This is a genomic window from Paenibacillus sp. P4_A7, assembly GCF_056402455.1.
The window spans coordinates 1-7,522 of record NZ_JBFUHJ010000271.1 but is presented as its reverse complement, the minus strand read 5'-3'; the positions used below and the strand labels follow the sequence as shown (position 1 = coordinate 7,522).

The 7,522-nt window shown below is 42.7% G+C and carries 8 protein-coding genes; 4 read left to right on the top strand and 4 right to left on the bottom strand.

Going from position 1 to position 7,522, the window contains the following annotated elements; all coding sequences use genetic code 11:
• Window positions 1-465, bottom strand: a 465-nt coding sequence (locus AC1DWN_RS23290) for a hypothetical protein (protein WP_477561285.1), incomplete at its 3' end; no start/stop codon positions are given.
• A 235-nt stretch (window positions 466-700) separates the two neighbouring features.
• Here AC1DWN_RS23290 and AC1DWN_RS23285 point away from each other — a divergent pair.
• Window positions 701-1,801 (top strand): PRK06851 family protein, encoded by a 1,101-nt coding sequence (locus tag AC1DWN_RS23285; protein ID WP_477561284.1) that lies wholly within the window; start codon window positions 701-703, stop codon window positions 1,799-1,801.
• A gap of 129 nt (window positions 1,802-1,930) precedes the next feature.
• On the opposite strand, the gene rlmN is transcribed toward AC1DWN_RS23285, so the two are convergent.
• Window positions 1,931-3,019 (bottom strand): dual-specificity RNA methyltransferase RlmN, encoded by a 1,089-nt coding sequence (gene rlmN, locus AC1DWN_RS23280; RefSeq protein WP_477561283.1) that lies wholly within the window; start codon window positions 3,017-3,019, stop codon window positions 1,931-1,933.
• A gap of 207 nt (window positions 3,020-3,226) precedes the next feature.
• Between rlmN and AC1DWN_RS23275 the strand changes: the two genes are divergently transcribed.
• Together AC1DWN_RS23275 and AC1DWN_RS23270 are read left to right on the top strand one after the other, a co-directional pair.
• Window positions 3,227-3,586 (top strand): winged helix-turn-helix transcriptional regulator, encoded by a 360-nt coding sequence (locus AC1DWN_RS23275; protein WP_477561282.1) that lies wholly within the window; start codon window positions 3,227-3,229, stop codon window positions 3,584-3,586.
• A gap of 31 nt (window positions 3,587-3,617) precedes the next feature.
• The gene (locus AC1DWN_RS23270; RefSeq protein ID WP_477561281.1) at window positions 3,618-4,544 is read left to right on the top strand and encodes a DsbA family protein; all 927 of its coding nucleotides are present in this window, start codon (window positions 3,618-3,620) and stop codon (window positions 4,542-4,544) included.
• Window positions 4,545-4,834: 290 nt separating this feature from the next.
• On the opposite strand, the gene AC1DWN_RS23265 is transcribed toward AC1DWN_RS23270, so the two are convergent.
• A complete protein-coding gene (locus AC1DWN_RS23265; protein WP_477561280.1) occupies window positions 4,835-5,191 on the bottom strand; it encodes a nucleotide excision repair endonuclease in 357 nt (118 codons plus the stop codon).
• Between the two features lie 162 nt (window positions 5,192-5,353).
• Between AC1DWN_RS23265 and AC1DWN_RS23260 the strand changes: the two genes are divergently transcribed.
• Entirely contained in the window at window positions 5,354-5,536 is a 183-nt protein-coding gene (locus tag AC1DWN_RS23260; protein WP_477561279.1) for a DUF2524 domain-containing protein, read from the top strand.
• A gap of 135 nt (window positions 5,537-5,671) precedes the next feature.
• Here AC1DWN_RS23260 and ade read toward each other — a convergent pair whose 3' ends face one another.
• The gene (gene ade / locus AC1DWN_RS23255) at window positions 5,672-7,456 is read right to left on the bottom strand and encodes an adenine deaminase (RefSeq protein ID WP_477561278.1); all 1,785 of its coding nucleotides are present in this window, start codon (window positions 7,454-7,456) and stop codon (window positions 5,672-5,674) included.
• Window positions 7,457-7,522 lie beyond the last annotated feature (66 nt).

Below are 7,522 nucleotides of genomic sequence, written 5' to 3'. Positions count from 1 at the left end.
ATTAAAAATATACTCGACAGCAAGTAAGCTGGACATAAATAAAATTAACACAATAACATGAATCAGCATGGTCGTCGTGAATTGATCATAGGCTGCCGCACCCATTACCTGCTTGTCCGTCTCGTTAAACTTTTGTACGATATAAACCCCATTAAGAAGTAATATAAGTGAATTAACTATAAACATAAACCAACGATCGAGGTACATGCAAAACAACGTTAACAATGGAAACATAAACGTGAATGTAACGGAAGTAGTTGCTGTCATTAAATAAAAAATATACATAACGAAAAACCCGCAGAAGGTTGTGTAACGAACATATCGTGACAAGGGATTTTTTATAAAGAAAATGGTGCCTGACATAACAGCGAGAACACCAGTTAATATGATAGGCAGTACAAACCCAATCGTGCGTGTACCTTTGAAATATTCAATTAGAAATCCTATCGATAAAATAAACACCATAACCCAGGAAACGATAATAACAATATAGTTTACAGCGCTTTCATAATGGAAAACTTTCTGCTTGTTTATACGGAATACACCTCTTCTTGTTCAATTAGACCTCATATAGTGTACACCTACACCCATATTTTTTCCAATTAAAAGTGAAACATGCATAAAACTTTCGCACCTTTTCCATTCGGACGTAATACGATGAAGTATGCACCAAGACATTAGCCTAGAAAGGTGTGAAAAAATGACTGCAATCATCAAAAACTTTTATGCTGGAGGCAATACGGCTCGGGGTTTCACCAGCTTGTTTCCTTCATCTTTACAAGGACTTGAGCATCTGTTTATTTTAAAAGGTGGTCCTGACACAGGAAAGTCGGCCTTGATACAAGCTATAGGGAATCAAATGGCAGACAATGGTCATGACATTTGGTTTATTCACTGCGCCTCTGATAACGATTCGCTCGATGGGTTAGTTATTCCTGCTTTGAAAATCGGGATTGTCGGAGGAGTGGCTCCTCATGCTATAGAACCACAGCTCGAAGGGGTAACCACACATATTGTGGAGTGGGCTCAGATCTGTGACAAGGCGCAGCTTAGACTTCAGGGAACAGCTATTGATACGCTAAATAATGTAATCAAGCAGGCTTACGAACGGGCCTATTCCGGTTTCGCTGAAGCTCTTCGCATACATGATGAATGGGAAGCTCTGTACATTTCCAATATGAATTTCAAGGCGGCCGATGAACTTACATGGGAGTATATAGACATTTTATATGGTGAACATAAGCAGGACAAAATAAGCAGAGTTGATCATCGGTTTCTAGGAGCTGCTACTCCGAATGGTGCAGTTGACTTTGTCCCGAATCTGACTGAGGGCTTGAAGAGATATCTCATCAAAGGCAGAGCAGGCTCCGGTAAATCCACTATGTTGAAAAAGTTAGCTGCCGCAGCAAGCGACCGAGGCTTTGACGTTGAAATCTATCATTGCGGCTTTGACCCGAACAGTTTAGACATGATCATTGTACGTGAGCTCGGCGTTGCCATGTTTGACAGCACAGCACCTCACGAATATTTTCCTGATCGTGACACAGACGAAATTGTGGATACGTATCTGCGCTGTATTAAGCCAGGAACCGACGAGGAACATGCAGAGGCTTTACTAGCATTCAAAGAACGATACTCCGTCAAAATGAAGCAATCGACACAGTATCTGACACAGGCTAAGGCGCTTCAGGATGAGCGAGAGCAGCTTATTGCTCCGTTCACAGACATTCAAATTATCGATCAGCTCAGAGATGACATTCAGCAGCAGATCTATCGCATTGCCGCTGCGTTTGTAGGCTGAAATGGCTTAGAGCATCCCCTTACTCTGGCAAGCCGGCACATAGAGAAAAAGCGTATCCACCTTGATGGATACGCTTTTTCTCTATGTGAAGTGAAACCTATACCTGTGCTTGTCTAGCTGCGACTTAAATTAACTGACTACCGCACGATCCTTTTTCGTCTTTTTAATTTGCTTGCTTCTTAATTGACCACAAGCAGCATCGATATCCGCACCGTGCTCAAGTCGAACACTGCAGCTAATTCCCTGTTTCTTGAGCGTATCATAAAACGCGCGTACCGCGTCTAGACCACTTCTCTGATACTGACCATGCTCATCTACTGGATTATACGGAATGAGGTTAACGTTGGCTAGACGGCGTCTAGTCCCTTCTCCGATTAGCTCCGCAAGCTCAAGTGCATGCTCCCGTTGATCATTGACATCCTTCATCAGAATATACTCCAGCGTAATTCTGCGATTCGTTTTTTCTAAATAGTAATCAATGGCCTCCATAAGCTTTTCTATAGGGAGAGCACGATTTATTTTCATAATTCGAGTCCGAAGCTCGTTGTTTGGCGCATGTAAAGAAACCGCCAGGTTTACATTAAGATCGGAATCCGTGAACTCATAGATTTTGTCAACAAGACCGCTAGTCGATACGGTAATATGTCTGGATCCGATAGCGAGGCCTTTATGATCCGTTATAACATGAATGAAGTTAGTTAAGTTTTCATAATTATCAAATGGCTCGCCAATACCCATGACTACAACATGGCTTACTCGCTCACCCTGCTTTTCTTTATCCAGATGAAACTGAGCCTTCATAATCTGCTCCACAATTTCACCGCTGGATAAATCCCTGCTCTTGGCGAGCAGTCCACTGGCACAGAAGCTGCATCCAATATTACAACCAACCTGCGTCGTCACACAGACGGACAGACCAAATTTATGACGCATTAATACCGTTTCTATGAGATTGCCATCATTAAGCTTGAACAAAAATTTAATCGTTCCATCCTCTGATTCTTGCTTTAAGTGCTCATGCTGCGTTTGGATGACAAAATGCTCCGATAATAATTGTATACACGCAGGATTCACATCCACCATTTCCGCGAAATCAGTAACACGTTTTCTATAAAGCCAGTCCCACACCTGTGATGCTCGAAACTTCTTATGCCCATACTCCATGAGCCATGCTGTCAACTGTTCCAATGTTAATCCATAAATGGATTGTTTACTCATTATTTACCCTCTTTTCAAAGCTTTAATTCCCGCCTACTCCGCATCTATAGCCGAATCTAACCATCTGTCTAGTATTGTCCCAAATATTATTTATTAAAGCAAGCAGAACGTATGTGATGGATGTGGAAATACACAATAAAATAAAATTCGGACTTGATATACTAAATATACTCGCTATAATAAAGTAATAAAGAAGGTGATTAAAGAATGAATGTATGTCCCTATTTCGAATACTCACTCCAAATTCTCGGACGGAAGTGGAATGGGCTCATTCTCCATTATTTGTCCCTATGTGAGGATGGCTGCTCGCATTTCTCAGAAATGAAACGGGATCTTCCAAACATTACGCCGAAAGCTTTATCAACAAAGTTATCTGAGCTGATCGAGCATGAGTTAATCGTGAAAAAGGTAGTGGCGAGTACGCCCGTCTCCATCTCTTATGCATTAACAGATAAAGGGCAAACCCTTATCTCTGCGCTTCAGCCGATACAAGCGTGGGCGAAGCAGCATATGAGCTATGATCCAGATACACAACAATTAGTGAAAAAGAAGAATGAAAACAATTAATGAAAACAATTAATGAAAAGGGGTAGCAATTATGAATAATAATATGGCCTGTGATTTAGAAACCGGTGTGTGCGGAGTTGGCGGTGAGGAAGAAATGACACTTATCGACTTTAATGAGCCGCAGGAAAAGATAACTCTCTATTATGTTACAGATCCCATTTGTTCACACTGCTGGGCGCTCGAGCCGGTATTGCTGCGATTCACCGAACAGTATGGACAATATATTCACTTTCAGACTGTTATGGGCGGGCTGCTGAAGGGCTGGGAAGGATTCGCGGACGTCAAAAACGGCATTGGTAAGCCATCCGATGTTGCCGGTCACTGGCGGGAGGTTGGCGAGCATTCGCGCATGCCAATTGATGGAACAGTATGGATCGACAATCCGATTCAATCCTCGTATCCACCATCTCGCGTTTTTAAAGTCATTCAGAAAATCGACGAGAATGCAGCTAACGTTTTCTTGCGTCGAGCGAGAGAAGCTGTATTTGCCTTTAATCAAAACATTGGCGAAGATTCGGTGTTGATCGCAATTGTGGATCAGATGGGTCTGGATGGGGAAGAAATCGTGAAAGAAGCTGGGCTGCCCGCGAGTCAAGAGCTACTTGATCAAGACTTTGCGCTTGCGAGTAAACTGGGTGCACGAGGATTCCCAACTATCGTTATGATTAATGAGCAAAATAAAGGCGTTAAAATTGTCGGCGCGCGATCATTGGATAGCTACGTTGACGGCCTTAAGCAGGTTCTGTCTTCGACAGATGAGCTTCAAGTAAAACCGCAGCCGGCACTAGCAAAGCTTCTTAAGAAAGAGGTTCGGTTGTTTGCTAAGGAAATAGAGGTCATGTATGACCTGGAGCCAAGCCAGCTTAACTCATTTATTGCGAAGGAGCTTTCACCCGAAGCGTATGAGCATAAAGAAATTTTGGGCGAAGGATATGTAGAGATGGTTCCACAATCGTAACTACGTGCTGCTGTGAAGTGGGCTGTGTCGTCCCAAACTAAATAGTAGCTGTAAGCTCGAATATCGAGCCTACAGCTCTCAAATCAACCAAAAAAGGAGGCATAAGCACCAAAATCGTGCTTACAGCCTCCCTTTTCGTCAATAATCTTGCGATTATCATGCTGTTAGGTCAAAGATCGAGCTTACAGCCCTCAAAACAACTAAAAAGGCAGCTGTAAGCCCAAAAATCAAGCTTACAGAAATCTGGTCAATGACTCAATCGTCATAGCCAGCCTTTTTACCGCCCATTCTTACTTATATAACACTTTTTCTACATTGTATTTCGCCCGATGCGCATTAACGATGTAGGTTTCATAAATTTCTCTTTCAACTGGATCTTCAACCAAACAGATCTCAATTTTAGTGACTTCGTCTCTATACATTTTCATTGGGGATACAGTATCCTCAAAATGTTTTTTGATACGAGGTCTTAGTTTCCTTGCCTTACCGACAAAAAGCAGCTCATCTTTCTTATTATAGAACATAAAGATACCGCCAACTTCTCTTGAAATCAGGTGGAAATCAGTAAAACCATAAATGTTGCTTAACACAGGAGAGTCCTGCTTATGAATCGTAACGTCCGGTGTTGGAATCGTAATGTTGATCACTATCGCTCACATCCTCTTTCTATATAGATGTAAATACTATCACAAAACTCATGGTAAAACCATTTATAACTTGTACCACTAAACGATTCAAACTGAATAAGTTAAAGGAAATCCAACATAATAGTGGAGTGAAGTATATCTAACCGAATGGAGGATTTCAATATGCTTGAAAATCTCGAGAGCAACTACAACTGCGCCCAAGCAAGTGATGATCTTCATCAGCTTAAGCAGGAGCTCGCAGCTTTGCAAGGACAACACGCCAATAACCAGCAACAGCAGGAAACGATCAATCGGCTAGAAAATCAAATCTCCTTCATCATGAACAAATGCGACATTAACAACTGATCATTAACCGCAAACAGTAATCAGCGAAAAGTTAGCTATTAACACGTAACGTTTGTACGCGTGCAAAAGCACCCTAATCTTGCCATTTGGCGAGATTAGGGTGCTTTTTTAGTGACGTATCCTTAATCCCTTACTTCAAACAATCTCTACATCAATTAACTTAAACTGTGTAACATCGACAATCCCGCGGTTTGAAATTCGAATTTCAGGAATAACAGGCAAAGCAATGAGCGAGAAAGTCATAAACGGAGCATTTAATGAGCAGCCAAGCTGCTTCCAAGCTTGCTCCAGTTCCGTAACCTGTTTGACAACTTCAACCAACGTCTGATCTGACATAAGTCCCGCGATCGTCATCGGTACTTGAGCAAGCACCTTGCCATTCTCAACAACGATCATTCCGCCACCAAGCTTAACAAGCTCATTGGCTGCGAATGCCATGTCTTCCTCATTAATACCCATTACAAGTAGATTGTGGCTGTCATGCGCTACGGTAGACGCTACAGCGCCTGATTTCAATTGGAATCCATGCGTAAAGGCGAATGAAATCTGGCCCGTTCCACGGTGCCGCTCGATGCAAGCCAAACGGATAATATCCTGCTCAGCGTCAGGCTGAATGATCCCCTGCTCAACCGCGAGTTCAGCAGTCATTTTCTCAGTCCGCGCGCTGTTTTCAATCACTTTAATGACGTTGATTTGCGTTGTATTCTGATTGCTCCGGCTTGCCAGTCTAAAATCTTCAGCAGTTAACGCACGCTTAATATTGACCGAATTGCGGATATGCTCGGGATATATAAACGTAGGAAATTCAACAACAAGCTTCCCTTGATCATAAACCACTTCACCATCTGTAATGACAGTTGTTGGCTCGATCCTTTGTAGATCATCCAATATGAGAATGTCAGCCATTTTGCCTGGTGTAATGCTGCCCAGATCCTTCTCCAGCTTAAAGTAACGCGCCACATTAATCGTGACCATCTGTATAGCGGTAACTGGACTCACGCCCTCTTCAATCGCACGGCGAACCACATGGTTGAGATGGCCTTTCTCTACTAAGGTTTGTGGATTTACATCATCCGTCACCAAGGATATATTGTCCGTGTTCACCTTATCCACAGTTACGACCTTAATAACCTCTTTGACATCATGCCAAGCTGAGCCTTCGCGAATCATCAGATGCATACCGAGGCGCACCTTATGTAGACCCTGCTCACGTGTTATCGTCTCATGATCAGAAGTTACGCCTGATGCAATATAAGCCTGCAGCATACGATCATCATCACTTGGAAAATGGCCCGTTACCGTTTTACCACTCTCAATCGTTTCATTAATCTCGCCGCACATCTTCGGATCACCGTATATGACACCCGGGAAGTTCATGACCTCGCCCAGTCCGACCACATTGTCCCATAGCAAACCCTCTTTAATATCGTTTACTTCTAAGGTTGCGCCTGCATCTTCCAAGTCATCCGTCGCTGGAACGCAGGATGGGAAAGTCGTAAATACTTTAAGAGGCAGCTGCTGGCCTTCTTCATGCATCAGCCTTACACCCTCTGTACCAAAGACATTCGCAATTTCATGAGGGTCCATAAAGATCCCTGTCGTTCCTTTTGCTAAAGCAGCTTTAGCAAATTCAGTAACAGAAAGCATGGTGCTCTCAACATGCATATGACCGTCTAATAGTCCTGGTGAAATATACTTACCTGACGCATCGATAATGACTGTTTGCTGACCAATCGTGTGATCTGCGTTCCCTACATACGCAATTCTACCAGCAGCAATCGCGACATCCATATACTCAAGTAATTCGCCTGAATATACATTAACTAAAGTACCATTCTTAATAACTAGATCAGCATAAGCTTCTCCTATAGCAACCTTGGCTAGCGTCCTGCTAACCTCAATTAGTTTTTTTCGTGTCATAAGTCTCATACCCCTTTATGAATTCAACTTGATACGCAAAATGACCCCAAACAAGCGGTTTACTTC